At 37.0% G+C, this 18,809-nt stretch carries 15 protein-coding genes and 1 riboswitch; all 15 genes read left to right on the top strand.

Features of this window, described 5'->3' with window-relative positions; translation table 11 throughout:
• The first annotated feature begins 379 nt into the window (after positions 1-379).
• The 15 genes from FC748_RS17930 (at position 380) to FC748_RS17860 (ending at position 18,722) form a co-directional block, all read left to right on the top strand.
• On the top strand, positions 380-2,764 hold the full coding sequence (locus tag FC748_RS17930; protein WP_108031002.1) for a 3-hydroxyacyl-CoA dehydrogenase/enoyl-CoA hydratase family protein: 2,385 nt from the start codon (positions 380-382) through the stop codon (positions 2,762-2,764).
• A 48-nt stretch (positions 2,765-2,812) separates the two neighbouring features.
• Complete coding sequence (locus FC748_RS17925) at positions 2,813-3,985, top strand: acetyl-CoA C-acetyltransferase (protein WP_024362693.1); 1,173 nt, start codon at positions 2,813-2,815, stop codon at positions 3,983-3,985.
• 76 nt (positions 3,986-4,061) lie between these two features.
• Positions 4,062-5,846 carry an acyl-CoA dehydrogenase FadE gene (locus FC748_RS17920; RefSeq protein WP_024362694.1) on the top strand — a complete coding sequence of 595 codons (1,785 nt, stop codon included), beginning with the start codon at positions 4,062-4,064 and terminating at the stop codon, positions 5,844-5,846.
• Positions 5,847-6,124: 278 nt separating this feature from the next.
• Positions 6,125-6,478, top strand: coding sequence for an arsenate reductase family protein (locus FC748_RS17915; protein ID WP_025220417.1), 354 nt, complete (start codon positions 6,125-6,127; stop codon positions 6,476-6,478).
• Between the two features lie 81 nt (positions 6,479-6,559).
• The gene (gene gcvH, locus FC748_RS17910; RefSeq protein WP_024362696.1) at positions 6,560-6,940 is read left to right on the top strand and encodes a glycine cleavage system protein GcvH; all 381 of its coding nucleotides are present in this window, start codon (positions 6,560-6,562) and stop codon (positions 6,938-6,940) included.
• Positions 6,941-7,138: 198 nt separating this feature from the next.
• Positions 7,139-7,480 (top strand): toprim domain-containing protein, encoded by a 342-nt coding sequence (locus tag FC748_RS17905; protein WP_024362697.1) that lies wholly within the window; start codon positions 7,139-7,141, stop codon positions 7,478-7,480.
• 14 nt (positions 7,481-7,494) lie between these two features.
• Positions 7,495-7,806, top strand: a complete 312-nt coding sequence (locus tag FC748_RS17900) for a thioredoxin family protein (RefSeq protein ID WP_024362698.1) — start codon at positions 7,495-7,497, stop codon at positions 7,804-7,806.
• Positions 7,807-7,862: 56 nt separating this feature from the next.
• A riboswitch (SAM riboswitch) is annotated at positions 7,863-7,967 on the top strand.
• A gap of 83 nt (positions 7,968-8,050) precedes the next feature.
• The gene (locus tag FC748_RS17895; RefSeq protein ID WP_108031001.1) at positions 8,051-9,079 is read left to right on the top strand and encodes a methionine ABC transporter ATP-binding protein; all 1,029 of its coding nucleotides are present in this window, start codon (positions 8,051-8,053) and stop codon (positions 9,077-9,079) included.
• Complete coding sequence (locus FC748_RS17890) at positions 9,069-9,737, top strand: methionine ABC transporter permease (RefSeq protein ID WP_024362700.1); 669 nt, start codon at positions 9,069-9,071, stop codon at positions 9,735-9,737. The genes FC748_RS17895 and FC748_RS17890 overlap by 11 nt, the downstream gene beginning before the upstream one ends.
• A 67-nt stretch (positions 9,738-9,804) precedes the next feature.
• Positions 9,805-10,668, top strand: a complete 864-nt coding sequence (locus FC748_RS17885) for a MetQ/NlpA family ABC transporter substrate-binding protein (protein WP_025220414.1) — start codon at positions 9,805-9,807, stop codon at positions 10,666-10,668.
• A gap of 593 nt (positions 10,669-11,261) precedes the next feature.
• Entirely contained in the window at positions 11,262-12,587 is a 1,326-nt protein-coding gene (locus tag FC748_RS17880) for a nucleotide sugar dehydrogenase (RefSeq protein WP_024362702.1), read from the top strand.
• A gap of 16 nt (positions 12,588-12,603) precedes the next feature.
• The gene (locus tag FC748_RS17875) at positions 12,604-14,031 is read left to right on the top strand and encodes a polysaccharide deacetylase family protein (RefSeq protein ID WP_227665376.1); all 1,428 of its coding nucleotides are present in this window, start codon (positions 12,604-12,606) and stop codon (positions 14,029-14,031) included.
• Between the two features lie 5 nt (positions 14,032-14,036).
• Positions 14,037-15,905 (top strand): glycosyltransferase family 2 protein, encoded by a 1,869-nt coding sequence (locus FC748_RS17870; protein ID WP_108031000.1) that lies wholly within the window; start codon positions 14,037-14,039, stop codon positions 15,903-15,905.
• Complete coding sequence (locus FC748_RS17865; protein WP_108030999.1) at positions 15,902-17,653, top strand: polysaccharide deacetylase family protein; 1,752 nt, start codon at positions 15,902-15,904, stop codon at positions 17,651-17,653. Before FC748_RS17870 ends, FC748_RS17865 begins: the two co-directional genes overlap by 4 nt.
• 22 nt (positions 17,654-17,675) lie before the next feature.
• Positions 17,676-18,722 carry a glycosyl hydrolase family 18 protein gene (locus tag FC748_RS17860; protein ID WP_229387517.1) on the top strand — a complete coding sequence of 349 codons (1,047 nt, stop codon included), beginning with the start codon at positions 17,676-17,678 and terminating at the stop codon, positions 18,720-18,722.
• The last annotated feature ends 87 nt before the right edge of the window (positions 18,723-18,809 follow it).

Raw genomic sequence — 18,809 nt, 5'->3', positions numbered from 1 at the left:
ACTTATTGTCTTGTTTTCGCTCGTAAAAAACAAAAAAAGTTGTATATCGCAAAAATAATTATAGAAAAAAGATTGCTAATTTAGACAAAATAATCTACACTAAAAACAGAAAAAGTAGTTTTATTTTCATTCAGTGGAAGACATTTCTCGTAATTTAAGAAAGTGAATTGAGTGAAAATAAGTGTTTAGCGACTGTCTCAGATTTTGAGCGATGCTAGTGTGAAAACTTCGCATTCAGGCTATACGACGTTTCGACTTCCGTTTTAACCAGTAGCAGTGTCAAAATCTATGCGCAAAAACGCCGAAGCACAATTTTGATTTTTTTTGACCAAAAAATGAATGGTCATTCATTCAATGGGAGAATAAGGGGGAATTGCTTGTGACTTACAACATTAAAAAAGCGGCTGTTCTAGGTTCTGGGGTAATGGGTTCTGGAATTGCAGCACATTTAGCAAACATCGGTATTCCAACATTATTATTAGACATTGCACCGAAGGAACTAACGAAAGAGGAGGAAGCAAAGGGGCTTACGTTAGCACATCCAGCTGTAAGAAACCGCTTTGTAAATGGGGCTCTTCAAAAGTTATTAAAGCAAAAACCAGCACCACTTACTTCTAAGAAAAATTTATCGCTTCTAACGGTGGGAAATTTTGAAGACGATTTAGACAAACTGAAAGATGTCGATTGGATAATTGAAGTTGTTGTAGAAAATCTAGCGATTAAACAAAGCCTGTATGAAAAAATTGATGCTGTTCGTACGCCAGGTACAATAATCAGTTCTAATACATCGGGCATTAGCATTAATGCGATGGCTGAAGGACGTTCAGAAGATTTCCAACAACATTTTTTAGGGACACACTTCTTCAACCCTCCACGCTATTTAAAATTACTTGAAGTAATCCCAGCAACGACAACTGCACCAGACGTTGTTGACTTTATGAAAAAATTTGGTGAGGACATTCTTGGGAAAGGTGTTGTCTTGGCTAAGGATACACCAAACTTTATTGCCAATCGCATCGGCACATACGGTCTGTTAATCACTTTACAGCAAATGATGCAAGGTGGTTATTCAGTCGGAGAGGTAGATTCAGTGACAGGGCCACTCATTGGTCGCCCAAAATCAGCTACCTTCCGTACATTAGATGTTGTTGGCTTAGATACATTTATTCATGTGGCAAAAAATGTATATGACCAAACGACAGGAGAGGAACAGCAAGTATTTGCAGTACCTGAGTTCCTACAAAAAATGGTTACGAACGGCTGGCTAGGTGCAAAGTCTGGTCAAGGTTTCTTCCAAAAGCAAGGAAAAGAAATTTTAGAAATTGACCCACATACTTTAGCTTATAGTCCAGCTAAAAAATTACAAACACCTTCGATTGAAATGGCGAAACAAACGCGCGGACTAGCGAACAAAGTGAAGACATTAACATACGCAAAAGATCGTACAGGTGAGCTTTTATGGGGAATTTTTGCACCTACACTAATTTACTCTGCGCAGTTACATGGTGAAATTGCTGATGATATCGTCGCAATAGATAATGCCATGAAGTGGGGATTCGGCTGGCAGCAAGGCCCATTTGAAATTTGGGATGCTATTGGTGTAACAGAATCTGTTGCGAAAATGGAGGCAGAAGGTCGAGAAGTTCCACTATTTGTGAAAGATATGTTAGCGCAGGGCTTTACTACATTCTATTCAGAAATAGATGGTGACGTAGCGTATTATAATGGCTCACAATACGTGAAAGTTCCAGTGAATGAGAAAGAAATTAACTTAAAGCGTTATAAGAAAAAACATGGTGTTATTAAGTCCAATAGCGGTGCTAGCTTAATAGATTTGGGTGACGGTATTGCGATACTAGAGTTCCATTCCCAATCCAATGCCATTGGTTTAGATATTATTCAAATGATTAACTACGCAATAGACGAAGTAGAAGCAAATTATAAAGGCTTGGTAATCGGAAACCAAGGTAAAAACTTCTGTGTCGGAGCGAACTTAGGCATGATTTTAGTAGAAGCACAGGATGATAACATCTTCGAACTGGATTTTGTTATTAAAGCATTCCAAGATGCTATGCAAAAAATAAAATATTCAAGAAAACCAGTTGTCGCTGCACCGTTCGCTATGACATTAGGTGGGGGCGCAGAAGTATGCTTACCTGCTGCACATATCCAAGCGACAATGGAAACTTATATGGGCTTAGTAGAAGTCGGTGTTGGCTTAATTCCTGGGGGTGGCGGTAACAAAGCACTCTACCAAAAATTCTTAAAAGGCTTACCGCATGGTGTGGAAGTAGATTATCAACAGATTGCCAATAAAGTATTTGAAACAATTGCTATGGCGAAAGTATCAACTTCAGGTGAGGAAGCACGAGACAATAATTTCCTAAACTTTGCAGATGGTATATCAGTCAATGCAGATCACCAAATTTATGATGCAAAGCAGGCTGCTTTGGCACTCTATGAGGCAGGCTACCAACCACCGGTGCCAACAAAAGTTCCTGTTGTCGGTGCATCAGGCTATGGTACGTTACTAATCGGTGCTCAAGGGATGTTTGAATCAGGCTTCATTAGTGAACATGATTTAAAAATTGCCAAGAAGTTAGCGTATGTTATCGCAGGTGGAAAAGTACCATACGGCACATTAGTAGATGAACAATATCTATTAAACTTAGAACGTGAAGCATTCTTAAGTCTAGTAGCAGATCCACTATCGCAGCAAAGAATGCAACATATGTTGTTAAAGGGAAAACCACTTCGTAACTAATTAGATAGATGACTATATTTGCACATGAAACAAAGGGGGATTTAGACGATGCGTGAAGCCGTTATTGTAGCAGGAGCACGAACTCCTATTGGAAAAGCGAAAAAAGGTTCATTAGCAACAGTAAGACCAGATGATTTTGGAGCAGCAGTTGTCAAAGAGACATTGAAAAGAGCGGGCTATGAAGGGCCTATTGATGACTTAATTTTAGGGTGTGCAATGCCTGAAGCAGAGCAAGGTATGAATGTTGCACGTAGCATTGGTGCACTTGCAGGGCTACCGGATACGACACCTGCTTTGACTATTAATCGTTTTTGTTCATCGGGTTTACAGGCAATAGCGTATGCAGCTGAACGGATTATGCTTGGTCATTCAAAGGCAATTCTTGCTGGCGGTGTTGAGTCTATGAGTATGGTACCAATGGTAGGGAATACACCACGCTTAAATCCAACATTAGCAGAAACAGCCCCTCAATATTATATGGGGATGGGACATACAGCAGAGGAAGTCGCACGACAGTATAATGTTAGCCGTGAAGATCAAGATGCATTTGCGGTACGCTCGCATGTGCTTGCAGAAAAAGCAATTCAAGAAGGTAAATTTAATGATGAAATCGTCCCAATTGAAGTAGAACAACATTATGTGGATGCTAATAATAAACTACAGGTGAAAAAATTTACTTTCAGTATGGATGAGGGGGTCCGCCCTGGCACATCTGTAGAAGGTTTAGCGAAACTTCGTCCTGCCTTTCATGTAAAAGGTAGTGTGACAGCAGGTAACGCTTCGCAAACTTCTGATGGTGCAGCAGCAGTTCTGGTGATGGATCGAGAGGAAGCTGAAAAGCAAGGGATGACACCAATGGCGAAGTTTTTAGGCTTTGCGGTAGGTGGTGTTCCTCCAGAAGTGATGGGAATCGGTCCAATCGTTGCAGTACCGAAAGCACTTGATATTGCCGGTTTATCTATAGAGGACATCGATTTGTGGGAAATTAACGAAGCATTTGCTTCGCAGTCTTTACAAGTTGTACGTCATTTAGGAATCGACCAAGAGAAAGTGAATGTCAATGGTGGCGCAATTGCATTAGGACATCCACTTGGCGCAACCGGTGCAATTTTAACATTAAAACTTATTCATGAGCTGAAACGTCAAGGTAAAAAATATGGAGTTGTCACAATGTGTATCGGCGGCGGTATGGGCGCAGCTGGGGTATTTGAAATTTTATAAGTTGTGTAAAAATTAATTGTTTAAGAATTGCGAATTGTATGCGTGCCTGGCACCGAAAAATAAGGAGGAATTGGACATGACAGAAAAAACTACAGATATCATTAAAGGCGGCGGATTTATTATTGAGGATGTGGCGTTAGATCGCGTATTTACACCTGAAGATTTTACAGACGAGCAAAAAATGATCGCCAAAACAACGGAAGAGTACGTTGCGAATGAAGTATTACCTGTCGTTGAAAACTTAGAACATCATGAGTTCGAACATTCAGTACGTTTACTAAAAACCGCTGGTGAGCTAGGCCTATTAGCGGCGGATGTACCAGAAGAATATGAAGGTCTTGGTTTAGATAAAATTTCTTCAGCATTAATCGCAGAAAAAATGTCTGTAGCAGGTGGTTTCTCGATTACACATGGTGCGCATGTGGGGATTGGTTCATTACCGATCGTGCTTTTCGGGAATGAAGAGCAAAAGCAAAAATATTTACCAAAGCTTGCTTCAGGTGAGTTAATTGCAGCTTATGCTTTAACAGAGCCAGGTTCAGGTTCCGATGCATTAGGTGCTAAAACGACTGCCAAGCTAAATGCTGCTGGTACTCATTATGTTTTGAATGGTGAAAAACAATGGATTACAAACGCTGGATTTGCTGACGTATTTGTTGTGTATGCAAAAATCGATGGCGATAAATTCTCGGCATTTATCGTAGAACGTGCATATAACGGTGTTTCTGTTGGGCCAGAAGAAAAGAAAATGGGTATTAAATCTTCATCAACTCGTACATTAGTGCTTGAAGATGCAGAAGTACCTGTTGAAAATCTGCTTGGTGAAGTAGGTCGTGGACACGTCATTGCCTTTAACATTTTAAATATCGGTCGCTATAAATTAGGTGTCGGTACAATCGGTGGCTCAAAACGTGCATTAGAGCTAGCGATTCAATATACGAACCAACGTCAACAATTTAAAACAAAGCTTTCTGATTTCAACCTAACAAAAGAAAAGCTATCGACTATGGCGTCTCAATTATATGCGTCAGAATCATTAAATTATCGTACAGTTGGATTATTTGAAGATCGTCTAAGTCAATTGAGCCCTGAAGAACAAAAGCAAGGGAAAGTCATTGCCAATGCAATTGCAGAATATGCAATTGAATGTTCGATTGCGAAAGTGTTTGGGTCAGAAACATTGGATTATATTGCTGATGAAGCGGTGCAATTACATGGTGGCTATGGCTTTATGGCAGAATATGAGGTAGAGCGCATTTATCGCGACTCTCGAATTAACCGCATTTTCGAAGGAACAAATGAAATTAACCGCATGATTGTGCCTGGCACATTTATGAAAAAAGCATTAAAAGGCGAATTGCCATTATTGCAAGTCGCACAAAATTTACAACAAGAATTGCTGATGATGATGCCAGAAGAAGTAGGTACAGAACCACTAGCACAAGAAAAATACCTTGTAAAAAATGCTAAGAAAATCGCTGTGTTAGCAGCAGGTATGGCAGCACAACGCTACGGTGCGAAGCTTGACCAAGAGCAAGAAGTATTGGTAAATATCGCGAATATCGCAAACCAACTATTTGCTATGGAGTCTGCTGTGTTACGTACAGAAAAAGCGATTGCACGTGAGGGTGCAGAAAAATCACAACAAAAATTACTTTACACGCAAATTTTCTGCCAAGAAGCATTTGCAGAAATTGAGAAAGAGGCAAAGGATACGATTCTTGCTTCAGCTGATGGAGATGCTGCACGGATGACATTGTCAGCGCTTCGCAAACTGACTCGCAACAATCCTTATAACCTTATTGCTAAAAAACGTGAAGCTTCCGTTAAACTTATCGAAGCAGAAAAATTCATCGTATAATACTAGCTATGAACAGACTGTAGATACCTTAATCTACAGTCTTTTTTGGTGTCTGTTTTGGTGACAGGCACTCACACAATTTATAGCTTTGTCTTAAGACTCACTAAGTAATAATCCACGTAGACTCCTGCGGGAACGCATAGATTTAAGTGTCAGGCACTGAAACAATTCTGAATTCCACTGGTGTCAGGCACTCAAACAATTATAATTGTTTCATTTTGGCACATACTAGTTATGATGGTATACTACAGAAAATGATAGTAGAGGAGCCTACAAATATGATTCAATTTATCCATTATCCTAAATGTACAACTTGTAAAAAAGCACAGAAGTGGTTAAACGACAATGGCGTTTCATACGAAGAGGTACACATCGTTGAACAAGCACCTACGAAAGAACAATTAAAGCAATATTGGCAAGCGAGCGGGTTGCCACTGAAGAAGTTTTTTAACACTTCTGGCATGAAATACCGTGAACTTGGATTGAAGGATAAATTGGCAGAAATGCCGGAAGATGAGCAACTTACACTGCTTGCGTCAGATGGTATGCTAATTAAACGACCAATCGTGACAGATGGAAAAAAAGTAACGTTAGGTTTTAAAGAAACAGAATTTGAGCAAGCTTGGAAATAACTGCTTTTATCCTTGTTTTTATGAAAGAAGTATGGCACACTGATAGTGAATATATTACATATTTATGGAGGGGTTTTTGGCATGAGCACACCTAAAGACTTACGTTACTCTGAAGAACATGAATGGGTAAAATTAGAAGATGGTAAAGTACGTATCGGTATTTCTCACTTCGCACAATCAGAACTAGGAGATATCGTTTTCGTTGAGCTTCCACAAGTTGGCGACGAAATTAAAACAGATGATCCATTCGGAAGCGTAGAATCAGTAAAAACTGTTTCTGAACTTTACGCACCAATTTCAGGTACTGTAGTTGAAGTAAATGCAGACTTAGAAGATAGCCCAGAATTCGTAAATGAATCACCATATGAAAAAGCATGGATGATCGTTGTAGAGCCTGCTGATGCATCAGAGATTGAAAACCTTATGACAGCTGAGCAATACGAAAAATTGATTGCAGAATAAACAAGCCTGTAATAGAAAAACGTCGGCAAATTTACCGGCGTTTTTTATTATATAATGCTACAATTTTTCGGCGCATTCTTAGGAATTGCTAGTGCAATGAATTAATGGAAACGCCCAAAAGTTGAGATGCAATAGTATGAAATTCGGTTATTCAAATGTTATGCTGTAGTAGATAACTGTCTAAATGGGGGTGGCGTGATGTTCGAAGGGAAATGTTTAATCGTGGAAGGCCGTTCGGATAAGCTTCAAATAGAACCTATTCTTAGTGAAGATGTTACAATCCTTTGTACAAATGGTACAATTGGTGTGCATCAATTAGAAGAATTACTCGACCCATATGAGGGCTGTGAGCTCTATACATTTTTTGATGCGGATACATCAGGCGATAAACTACGAGCATTAATGGATAGACATTATCCAGAGGCCGAGCATTTACGGACAATGCCAACATATAAAGAAGTAGAAACAACACCGAGGAAAGTGCTAGCGACTATTTTATTGCGTGCTCATTTTTCAATCCATAATGAATATATTTTGTAAGGTTGCGTGAAATCATGGAAGAATGGTCAAAAGAGCAGTGGGAAACGGCTGTACAGTCTGGAGACAAAACTGCCTTTTATTTATATACACCGATGTGCGGAACTTGTGCCGTTGCATCCAAAATGATGAATATCATTGAACAGTTACTGCCAGAGGTAAAAATAGGCAAGGCAAATATCAATTTTTTAGAACAAATAGCTTTTGATTTTCAAATTGAAAGTGTACCTTGTTTACTTGTTAGCGATGGAGGAGAGGTTATTGAAAAGATTTATGCCTTTCAATCCGTACCATTTTTATACGAATTGTTAAAAAAACCAATTGACTGAACTTTGCTAGCGTGGTAAAGTAACAAATATATTAAAAAACTATTAAATATATCGAACTCTTATAAAGAGCGGCGGAGGGACGTGCCCTATGAAGCCCGGCAACCATCACATTTGTGAAAAGGTGCCAAATCACCCAAAGATTTATCTTTGAAAGATGAGAGAACGGTTTAGCGTATAAAGTACGTGACCCCTTCTACTTGTCTTGAGAGAAGGGGTTTTCTATATGAGAAAAGGAGTATTCGCTATGATACAGCTTCAAAATATTACGAAGAAATACAAAACCGCAAATGGCGAATTGACTGCTGTCAAAGATGTAAATCTTTCGATTAACAAAGGTGAAATTTTTGGCATTATCGGCTACAGTGGTGCTGGTAAAAGTACGATGATTCGTTTATTAAACGGTTTAGAAAAACCTACTACAGGTACAGTGAAGGTCAATAATCAAGAATTTTCATCTATTAAGGGGCAAAAGCTCCGTGATGCTAGACAAAAGGTAAGTATGATTTTCCAACATTTTAACTTACTTTGGTCCCGAACAGTGGCAGAAAACATTGCTTTTCCACTAGAAATAGCAGGCGTTTCTAAGCGTGAGCGAGAAGCACGCGTGAAAGAACTAATTGCACTCGTTGGCTTAGAAGGTCGCGATAAAGCGTATCCTTCACAGCTATCAGGTGGTCAAAAGCAACGGGTTGGTATAGCGCGAGCCCTTGCCAATAATCCAGAAGTTTTGTTATGTGACGAAGCTACATCTGCACTTGATCCAGAAACTACAGATGCAATTCTCGATTTACTAGTTGATATTAATGAACGATTAGGCTTAACCATTGTGTTAATTACGCATGAAATGCATGTTATTCGCAAAATTTGTCATCGTGTGGCGGTGATGGAAGCTGGAGAAATTGTAGAGCGCGGTGAAGTATTGCAAGTGTTCCAAGCACCTCAAGCGGCAATTACAAAAAAATTCGTCTCTCAAATTACTGATACGAAGGAAACGCAGGAGACTGTTGCACAGCTTAGAGCGAATTACCCTACAGGGCAATTGGTCAAGCTTGTCTTTGTAGGAGAAAAAACAGAGCAGCCCGTAATATCGCATTTAGTGAAGCAGTTTGATGTAGAAATTAGTATTGTTCATGGTAACATCTCACAAACTAAAAACGGGGCATACGGCACACTTGTTGTGCAAATTGATGGCTCAGAGACAAATGTAGCAGCTGCATTAAATTATTTGAATACAGTTGAAGTACAAACGGAGGTGATTGCAGATGCTAACTAATCTCTTTCCGAATGTCGACTGGGAAAAAATGTGGTCTGCCACATATGAAACACTTTATATGACCACTATCTCAACGGTCATCACGTTCATACTTGGTTTAGCCATTGGTATTATCCTCTTTTTAACGAGCCCGAACCAATTATGGGCAAATAAAATCGTAAACTTTTTAACGGGGTCAATCGTCAATATATTCCGTTCGATACCATTTATCGTGTTAATTATTTTACTAATACCGTTTACAAAGTTTTTACTTGGAACAATCCGCGGAGCAGATGCAGCTTTACCAGCACTTATTATCGGTGCAGCACCATTCTATGCACGAATGGTATTAATTGCACTACGAGAAATTGATAAGGGCGTTATAGAAGCAGCGCGCTCAATGGGTGCTAAAACGTCCACGATTATATGGAAAGTACTAATTCCAGAATCATTACCAGCACTTATTTCTGGGATTACGGTAACGGCTGTTGCCCTTGTTGGCTATACAGCAATGGCTGGTATTATTGGTGCTGGCGGTCTAGGAAACTTAGCCTTTTTAGATGGCTTCCAACGTAATCGCCAAGATGTGACATTAATGGCAACTATTTTGATCTTAGTAGTCGTATTTATTATCCAATGGATTGGCGATATGATTACTTCGAAAACAGACAAACGTTAAAAAGGTTATACCGGTTATTTACCGCTAACATATTATTGTTTGAACAAAATAAAGGGAGTGTAGACAAATGAAGAAGTTATTAGCAGGATTATTTTTATCAGTACTTGTACTAGCTTTAGCAGCTTGTGGTGCTGGTAACAAAGATGAAGCAGGTTCAACAACTGGAGATAAGGCAGACGACAGTGCAAAAACTGAAGAAAAAGTAACATTAAAAATAGGTGCTTCTAACACACCTCACGCAGTTATTTTAGAAAAAGCAAAACCGATTTTAGCTAAAGAAGGCATTGACTTAGAAATCGAAACATACCAAGATTATGTATTACCAAACCAAGATTTAGATTCTGGAACAATTGATGCAAACTATTTCCAACATATCCCTTATTTAAATTTACAAATTAAAGATAATGGCTATGATTTTGTAAATGCTGGCGGTGTACACATCGAGCCAATCGGTATTTACTCTAAAAAATATAAATCTCTTGAAGACCTTCCTAAAGGTGCAACAATCTTATTATCTAATTCTGTTTCAGACCATGGTCGTATGCTGTCATTATTAGAGGCAAAAGGCTTAATTAAATTAAAAGATGGTATCGATAAAACTGCAGCTGAAATTAAAGATATTGTAGATAATCCGAAAGACTTTAAATTTGATGCGAATACTGCACCAGAACTACTTGTTCAAATGTTTGAAAACGAAGAAGGCGACGCAGTCCTTATCAACTCAAACTACGCAATCGATAATGGCTTAAACCCAATCAAAGATGCGATTGCTTTAGAAGATAAAGAATCTCCATATGTCAATATTATTGCAGTACGTGCTGGAGATGAAAATAAACCAGAAATTAAAAAATTATTAGAAGTATTAACTTCTAAAGAAATCCAAGACTTCATTCTGGATGAATGGAAAGGCGCAGTAGTACCAGTTAAATAATATGAACTTTTACAAAGAGTATGTAAGTGAAAACTTACATACTCTTTTTTTATGTAAGGAAAATATCCGTCGTTCAAGGCAATGTCCAATCCGTCTTTTACGAACATATTTGTGTAAATAACAATAGTAAGAAAGTATTTATTATATTAAATGTGAATTATTAACATTGTTCAGTGTTACAATGTGACTTTTATTAATACAGTTAAAAAGAGGTGCGTGAAAAAGTGAACAATTAGGAAAAGGCCATTTTATTTTAAGCAATCGGAGTGTGACGATATTTTTTCTTTTTTTGAAATAATGCCATCTTTGCATCTAGTTAATTATATTTAGAAAAATAGTGCATGTATTAATTTACCAAAAATGATATAATACTAAAGGATTATATGAAGGTTTTTGGTGAAATCAACTTATTTAAAATAGTTATATATACATTCAATTAAAAATTGTTTAGAATTTGTTTAGTTGAAATTAGTACTATAGGTATGTTGGAAATGTGTACTTATTTTGTGGTGACAAGAGAATAAATTCCTTTTGCACAAAAAAGGATTTATTTGTATTTAATGTTTAAAATTAGGTAAAGGGGTAATTTGTTTATGGGGATTAAAATTGACTCACCAAAGTTAGCTTTATCGAAAAAAATCAAAACGAAACAGGCAAAAATTGGTGTAATCGGACTTGGCTATGTAGGATTACCACTCGCTATAGAAATGGTCAAAAAAGGGTTTCAAGTAATTGGTATTGATAAAAATAACGAAAAAATAGCTAAGCTAACGAATGGAGAAAGTTATATTGCTGATTTATCGGATGCTGTTATCCAAGAGGTCTTAAAAGAAGAGAAGTTGGAAACGACTGCGGATTTTTCAAAGCTTGCAAGTGTAGATGTCATGATTATTTGTGTACCAACTCCAACATCAGCAGATGGTACACCGAATATTTCTTACATTGAAGATGCGTCCAAATCAATCGCACAATATATTTCTGCCAATACACTAGTGATTCTTGAAAGTACGACGTACCCTGGAACGACTGAAGAAATCGTTCAACCAATTTTAGAAAAAAGTAATTATGTGATTGGGCAGGATATCTTTTTAACTTATTCCCCTGAACGTGTTGATCCTGGAAATATTAATTTTACCGTTTCAAATACACCGAAAGTAGTCGGTGGTGTGACAGAAGCATGTTTAGAAATAGCAAAACTATTTTATGAAACGATCATCAATACAAATGTTTTTCCTGTTTCTAACCCAAGGGTTGCAGAGATGGAGAAGTTACTGGAAAATACCTTTCGCCAAATCAATATCGCACTTGTTAATGAGCTGAGCAAAATATGCTACAAAATGAATGTAGATATTTGGGAAGTAATCGAAGCTGCTTCGACAAAACCATATGGATTTATGCCGTTTACACCTGGTCCAGGGGTAGGGGGGCATTGTATCCCTGTTGACCCTAAATATTTATTATGGGCAGGACAGCAACATGGTATTACGGCTTCATTAATTGAGGCGGCAGATAAAATTAATGATTCCATGCCGAGTTTTGTGGTTGAAAGACTGGAAAATTATCTTATTGACCAGAAGAAAGAGCTACGAGCTGGAAAGATTGTTGTTATTGGTGTCACGTATAAGCCAAATATTAATGATTTCCGTGAATCTCCTGCACTTCACGTCATCCAAGAATTATTGGAGAAGCAATATGATGTTATGGTTGTGGACCCATTTATCGAAACTTTTTCAGTCAACCAATACACACTTAATACTGTTGCATTATCAAAACAATTAATCGAAGAAGCAGAAGCTGTATTAATTTTAACGAATCATGCAGAAATTGATTATGGACTGCTCGATCAATATGCTGCACTAATTTTTGATACACGGAATACCCATTTTTTATTTGCCAATAAAAATTATCATAAATTGTAAGGAGAACTGTGTGGAAATGAAAAGACTAAAATTATGTAGTTTACTAGTCGCTTTGTTCATAGCAGGATGTCAATCCGAAACACAAAGTCAAGTTGCACCAGTAGATTCGTCGATTGAAATAAAAGAACATGATGGAACGATGAGCGATATTTTACATCATGCCAATATTCTTACCCCAAAAGTGGCTTTGACTTTTAATGGACTTGCAGATAATGAGACAATGCAAAAGCTTTTAAAGGTATTAGATCAAACGAACATCAAGGCAACGTTTTTTATTGAAGGTATGCGTCTAGCACAAGAACCTGAATTGGTTAAGAACATATTGAGCAAAGGCCATGAAGTAGAAAACGGTACATTAACGTTCCCTGATATGGCAGATATAGATTATGAAGAGACTTATAAAGAAATATATTTAACAAATCAAATTTTTGAAGAGCAATTAGGTTATACACCGAAGTATGTGAGAAGTCGTTCAGGGGACGCAACAGACAATATGCGTTATGCGACAAATGCTCTTAATATGAAAGCTGTTGTAGAGGCATCTGTTAATCCGAAAGATCGTAATATGCAAAGTGCAGAGGAAATGATGACGTATATTCGAAAGTATGTAGATAGTGGTTCAGTCATCCATTTAAATACGTATATTAATCCGGCCGTCATTGATGTTGTCCCGTTACTTGCACAGTTTGGCAAAGAAAAAGGCTTTACATTTTCTACGTTAACGGACGTATTTGAAAACGAATATTTGGTTAAATCATTAGAGGAAATTAAAGGCTACGATGCGATAAAAATAAATCCAGCATATGAAAATGTCCAACCGCATGTCTATTATCGGAAAAATACAACAAAAAAAGAAATTGCTTTATCCTTTGATGACTGGGCAAGTGAGGAACGAACGAAGGAAATTTTAGATGTTTTGGATAAGTACAATATTCAATGTACATTTTTCTTAATCGGGAAGGGTGTTGAAAAAAACCCTCAATTAGCACGATTAATTGTAGATCGAGGACACGAAGTAGCGAGTCATTCTTATAATCATGTCGATGTAACAACGATGACACCAGAGGAGTTACAAGAAGATGTATTGAAGGCACACCAAGCACTCACGTATGCCTTACAAGAATCACCGTTATTGTATTTTAGACCAAATCAAGGTGTTATTAATGAGGAGTCTGCTAAAATTATTGCCGCTACTGGCGTTCAAACAATTGCCATGTACGATATTGCATCATTTGATTGGAACTTAGATTATACGGCACAAGATATTTATGATCGGGTTATGACTAGGGCAGCTCCAGGAAAGGTAGTGGTGATGCATATTTTAGACGGTACAAAAACAGTCGAAGCACTGCCATTAATTATTGAACAACTTCAAAAGCAAGGCTATAGTTTTGCAAAAATGTCGACTTGGATTGAAGAAGATTCAAATAAGAAAGTGAATTGATAATCATGAAAACGAAAAAAGAGATTTTAACAATGCCACGCTCTGATCGACGTATCTTATCCAATATTCCTGACCCTGAAAATGTACGGAGCCTCGTTAATCGTCGAGGGGCTTCGTACCAAACAGAAGGGGATATTGACCCTACAAATGTAAATGAAATTTATCGTTTACAGTTATTAAGTTTGCGTTATGAAACTGCATTTGAAGTGAACATTAAAAGAGCTAGACAAAAAAATCCTTATCAATATTATGCTGAAGATATTTCAGTGACAGGTATCCTTGTTTATACGGATAGTGCAAATCAATTATTAGCTGATGAAATTGTTACGATGCAGTTCACAATACCTGATGGAGCGATGCCTGAGGGTTATGAATCAAAAGTAAAGTTAAAAGCTAAAGTAGTCCGTCAATTTACAAAAGAGATAGATGGAAAAACGAGATACTACTATGCGTTTGAATTTTTGAATCCTTTAAATGAGTATTTAACGAAAAAACGTTGGGGACTTTCAATTTTTGTAGCGAGTTTATTTTTATTTATTGTTTCCCTTATCGTTGTATTAATGCGTGCTGAAAGTGTCATCTATTTTAAGTTTAATAAGTTCTTATATTTATATAGTATAATCGCAGCAACATTTCTTCTAAGTAGATATTTGTTTGGTATTTTCTATAAGAATGTGCCAATCAATCCTCAATATGAACCCGGTGTTTCTATTATTATTCCAGTATTTAATGAAGAACAATGGATTCATAGAACCATTTTAAGCTGTATAAATCAATATTACCCTGTGGATAAATTAGAAGTTATTGTCGTAGATGATTACTCTACAGATAGAACAGAGGAAGCCGCCAATAACATGATTGAGCTGATTCATAGGGAAGGTGGGCGTTTTAGAACAGAGGGACGTTTGAAATTTCATAAGCTACCTCAAAATGGGGGGAAGCGTGAAGCGTTAATAGCGGGAGTGCATTTGGCCAAACATGATTTAGTCGTTTTCGTCGATTCAGATAGCTTCTTAGAGCCTCACGCCATTCGAAATTTAGTACAACCTTTCCAAGATCCTAAAATGGGCGGTGTAGCAGGGAGAACAGAAGTAGAAAACAAGTTTACGAATGCTCTAACAAAACTACAAACGGTTCGATATTATATAGCCTTTCGTATAATGAAAGCGGCTGAGTCTTGGTTTGACACCGTAACATGCTTATCGGGGCCACTTGCATGCTATCGTAAAGAGCTTATATTAAAAAATGAAACAGCATGGTTAAATCAAAAGTTTTTAGGGCAACCGGCAACATTTGGTGATGATCGTAGTATGACAAACTATATTTTAAAGACGCATCGCACAGGCTATCAAGACAATGCAGTATGTTCTACGATTGTACCTTCAGATACAAAAGTCTTTTTGTCGCAACAAATGCGCTGGAAACGATCATGGTTACGAGAGTCGTTAAGAGCCTTTTTATTTATGTGGAAAAAAGAACCTTTTATGTTTTTGTTCTTTATCATTGGTTTAATTGTACCAATCGCAGCACCAATTGTCGTAGTTTACAATTTAATCTATGTGCCTATTATGCATGGGATATTTCCAACAACATTTTTAATGGGTCTATTGTTAATGGCAATGCTGATGAGCTTGGCCCACCTATTCTTTAGACGAAGTAAGTTGTGGATGTTTGGCTTTATATTTGTCCTTTTCTACGAATTTATTTTACTTTGGCAAATGCCTGTGGCGTGGGTGACATTTTGGAAATCAACTTGGGGTACAAGAGAAACACCTCAAGATGTATTGGCAAGGGAAAAGAAATTGGAAAAACAAAAGATTCGGAAATCCCGATTTTCAATGCTGAAAATAAGAAAAATGGGTGAGAAGGAATGAGTGAAAAAAATGTTGTATTAAATCCAGCTAAAAAAAATCGCAGAAAATTACTTCGTTCTATTGCTCAATTCGTTATCGTTGTATTTTTAGCGGTGATATTAATACGTGTCGTGTTCTTAACAGAAAAAAAAGAAGAGGAAACTGTTCCTCTAATTAATAAAGATGGTTTTATTGCATTATCCTACTTTGGCGTAAGTAGAAATGATTCTCCAAAATACGTGTCCAGAAAGAACTTGGAAAAACAGTTGGAGTTACTTGAAGGGCAAGGTTACAAAACGATTACCCAGCAAGATATATTAGATTTTTATGAAAAGAAAAAACCTCTACCAGAGAAAGCGTTGTTTTTATCATTTGAAGATGGACGCACAGACTCAAGTATTTTCGCTCAAAACATTATGGAAGAGTTGAATTATAAAGCAACCATGTTTACGTATGCCAATAAAATGGATACGAGAGACAATAAATTTTTAAAACCTAAAGATTTATTACTGATGCAAAAAAGTGGGTTTTGGGAATTAGGTTCCAATGGATACCGTCTGACGTATATTAATATTTATAATGATCAAGGACAGTCATTAGGCATGATTGACGAGAATGATGTGCCAAATAAAACGACAATCGAATATTATAATCACTATTTAATGGACTTTATTCGCAATCAGTTTATGATTCCGAGTGAAACGCGGAAAGAAATGGAGACGCGAATTAAAAAGGATTATAAATTAATGCACGATATTTATGAAGAAAAGTTAGATGAAGTGCCAAAGGCGTATGCCATTATGCATGCCAATGCACTTTACAATAATATGGACCCTTTAGTAGAGAGTATTAACGATACCGAAATTAAAAATACATTTCGTATGCATTTCAATTTAGAGCTAGGTGCCTATAATAACAAAGATGCAGATCTCTATAACTTAAGTCGATTACAAGTATCGCCATATTGGTCAACAAACCATGTGATGATGAAAATCCGCCAAGCGAGTAAACAAAATGTAGCATTTGAAGTAGGGGATGCGCAACAAGCAAAAAAATGGTCCATTATTAATGGAGCCGCAGAATTTAAAAATAATGAAATCATTATAACGTCTGCACCATCCAGTGAAGGGCGCATTATTTTAAAGGATGCCTTGCCTAATCAATATAATGTCAATTTTGCTTTTAAAGGAAATGTAGTAGGGCAGCAATCTCTATATTTGAACTATGATGAAAAAAGCAATAGCTATATTCGCATTGCATTAATAGACAATGAGATTGTTGTATCAGAAAAATTGCCTGGAGCAAGTGTTGTTGAAAAGGAACGCTTGCAGTTAAATGATATTAAGTGGGATGAAGAACAATACGCATTTAATAAAGCAACTGTCTATAACTATCAAGATACACAAAAAGGTTCGAGAATTGATGAAGATGAATATCCACGAAATTTAACACAAAAAAGAGTATTTAATATCGCTGTGAATAAAGATAAAATAGAGATAAATGTCGACGATGTATTATCGAAGACAATAAAGGTAAATCCAGTTATTAATGGGACTCAATTAGGAATCGGAGCAATGTATAGTAAAAAAGATACGACACATGAACAGTATGCAGATGATATTTACGATACATTGATCGATGATCTATTAATAACAGATGGAAACAAGACGACACTCTTTTCAAATCAATATACGAATTTTGATAAAGTAAAGTATAAAACAACGACATTGTTTAATAACGTTGTAGACTTCTTTATTGAAACCTTCTAAACCGAGGGGAAGTTAGATTCACGTGAGAAAATTTATTTGGTTTATCTGTATGGCACTACTAATTATCACAGCATGTAGTAATAGCAAAGAAGTTCCGGTTGAAGCAAAGGAAGAGCTAAAAAATAAAAATAAGTTGCAATTATCTATTTGGTTGCCCGAATGGCAAAAAAAATCAGCAATAGAAGACGTGAAAAATTCACAGCAGGGTTTACAGGATATTCGTGTATTTGGCGCTTATTTCAACAGTAAAGATCAATTATTATTAACAGATAATGCGGTAGAGATGTTGCAACAAACACAGCAACAATTTCATGCCACACATTTTGTGATGCTTACGTTAATCAATGACTATGTTACAGATAACGCCCCATCAGTTCAGAAGGATAGTAAGTTATTACATCGCCTGCTCCAAGATACTTCAACGAGGCAAAAGCATATCGATAATATATTGCAAATTATTGAGCAATATCAGGTCAAGGGAATAGAAATTGATTATGAAAAGGTAGCGAAAGAGGATCTTCCGAAATATATACTTTTTTTAGAAGAGCTTTATCAACAGTTATCCAAAAAAAATATCACACTAAATGTTGTATTAGAACCGCGTTTTCCATTCGATATGAAATTGCCCGATGGCCCAAAGTATACTGTTATGGCGTACAATGTCCATGGTTATCATAGTGGACCTGGAGCAAAAGCAACATTCTCATTTTTAGATGACTTACTAAAAAAAATACAAAAGTCGAATCAAAACTTAGCCATTGCTTTTGCAACGGGTGGATTTAAATGGGCTGCACAAGGGAAAGCAGTTGCTTTAACGGAAATTGAGGCAGAGCAACTTCTCGCCAAAACGAAAGTAAAGAAACAACGAGATCAAGCAAGCGGAGCTGCCTACTTCACTTATTCTGATGACAATAATGTACGTCATGAGGTATGGTATGCGGATCAAGAGACACTTGAAAAATGGATTAGCTATGTCCAACAAAAAAGCTACCATGAGGTAGTATTATGGCGCGCTGGCGGTTTAAGTTCAGATACATTAAAGTGGATTGACAAGCAATCTATCAAATGAAGGAAGGATAGATAAGTCAATTAAACGTATTTTTTACTGTAGTTTGAAATAGCGAAAAGCTATATAATGATTAAATATGACAAGCCC

Origin of the sequence: Lysinibacillus sphaericus, from assembly GCF_005217585.1 — a bacterium.
Lineage (GTDB): Bacteria > Bacillota > Bacilli > Bacillales_A > Planococcaceae > Lysinibacillus > Lysinibacillus sphaericus.
Note: the sequence above shows the minus strand (reverse complement) of the source record. Positions and strands in the feature narration are given on the sequence as shown.

Coding starts and splice junctions, on each gene's coding strand:
- FC748_RS17925 (WP_024362693.1), top strand. CDS start 2,813: ATGCGTGAAGCCGTTATTGTAGCAGGAGCACGAACTCCTATTGGAAAA.
- FC748_RS17920 (WP_024362694.1), top strand. CDS start 4,062: ATGACAGAAAAAACTACAGATATCATTAAAGGCGGCGGATTTATTATT.
- FC748_RS17915 (WP_025220417.1), top strand. CDS start 6,125: ATGATTCAATTTATCCATTATCCTAAATGTACAACTTGTAAAAAAGCA.
- gcvH (WP_024362696.1), top strand. CDS start 6,560: ATGAGCACACCTAAAGACTTACGTTACTCTGAAGAACATGAATGGGTA.
- FC748_RS17905 (WP_024362697.1), top strand. CDS start 7,139: ATGTTCGAAGGGAAATGTTTAATCGTGGAAGGCCGTTCGGATAAGCTT.
- FC748_RS17900 (WP_024362698.1), top strand. CDS start 7,495: ATGGAAGAATGGTCAAAAGAGCAGTGGGAAACGGCTGTACAGTCTGGA.
- FC748_RS17895 (WP_108031001.1), top strand. CDS start 8,051: ATGATACAGCTTCAAAATATTACGAAGAAATACAAAACCGCAAATGGC.
- FC748_RS17890 (WP_024362700.1), top strand. CDS start 9,069: ATGCTAACTAATCTCTTTCCGAATGTCGACTGGGAAAAAATGTGGTCT.
- FC748_RS17885 (WP_025220414.1), top strand. CDS start 9,805: ATGAAGAAGTTATTAGCAGGATTATTTTTATCAGTACTTGTACTAGCT.
- FC748_RS17880 (WP_024362702.1), top strand. CDS start 11,262: ATGGGGATTAAAATTGACTCACCAAAGTTAGCTTTATCGAAAAAAATC.
- FC748_RS17875 (WP_227665376.1), top strand. CDS start 12,604: ATGAAAAGACTAAAATTATGTAGTTTACTAGTCGCTTTGTTCATAGCA.
- FC748_RS17870 (WP_108031000.1), top strand. CDS start 14,037: ATGAAAACGAAAAAAGAGATTTTAACAATGCCACGCTCTGATCGACGT.
- FC748_RS17865 (WP_108030999.1), top strand. CDS start 15,902: ATGAGTGAAAAAAATGTTGTATTAAATCCAGCTAAAAAAAATCGCAGA.